Consider the following 951-nt stretch of genomic DNA (forward strand, 5'->3'; position numbering starts at 1 on the left):
CTTGGGTTTTCGTCGATTTAAGAATAGCAGAGTTGAATTCTCTGTGCTACATAGAATTCAAAAAAGCTTCGGAAAAATTAATTTCCGAAGTTTTTTTGCGTTAGCTGGGACTTATGTCCCAGCCTCAGTTAGATTAGCCCTTGAAGCAAAATCCAGTTATTACGGCAATTTAACTGATGATGAAAGGGATAGTCGAGCTAAGAAACCAATTGTGGCAGGGAGTGTGGGACCTTACGGGGCATTTTTGGCTGACGGAAGTGAATATACTGGTGACTACTCATTAACAACTCATGAATATCAAGGATTTCATCGTCGTAGAATGCAGCTGTTAGCGGAGGCAGGGGCAGATATGTTTGCATTTGAAACCCAGCCTAACTTTGAGGAAACCAAGTCACTGGCTGACCTGCTGAAGAAAGAATTTCCAGAAATGACAGCTTGGTTGACGTTCAGTATCAAAGATCCCCAGCACCTCTGTGATGGAACCCCGTTAGCTGAAGCAGTGGCGTTTTTTGAGGATAATCCCCAGATTAGTGCGATTGGAGTCAACTGTACTTCGATGAATAATATTTAGGATGCGGTGACAACAGTTGCAGGTAGCACTGAAAAACCAATTATTGTGTACCCAAATAATGGTGATATTTACAATCCGACAACTAAAACGTGGACGCCAAATCCAGATGCCGCCACGTTTGCAGAATTGACGTCAAAGTGGCTGGCAGCGGGAGCAACTATAATTGGTGGGTGTTGTAGAACGACGCCGGAGAATATTGAGCAGGTGGCGGAAATAATTAATTAATAACAAAAAAACACATCTCGCATAAATTTGGAACTTAGTCAAATCGTATTGATGAAGTTTCTGAAGCATCGCCGAAAGGTGATGCTTTTTTTGTCTAATCATGAATCAATCTGATTCTGATGAATAAATGGGCCATATTTTTAAAGCCATAACAA

Annotated in this window: 1 pseudogene; it reads left to right on the top strand. The window is 41.4% G+C overall.

Annotated elements, in window-relative coordinates:
* Nucleotides 1–43 precede the first annotated feature (43 nt).
* A pseudogene (gene mmuM / locus QOW94_RS11060) lies at nt 44–796 on the top strand (homocysteine S-methyltransferase).
* Nucleotides 797–951 lie beyond the last annotated feature (155 nt).

It is taken from the genome of Lentilactobacillus sp. Marseille-Q4993, from assembly GCF_951230165.1.
Taxonomy (GTDB): domain Bacteria; phylum Bacillota; class Bacilli; order Lactobacillales; family Lactobacillaceae; genus Lentilactobacillus.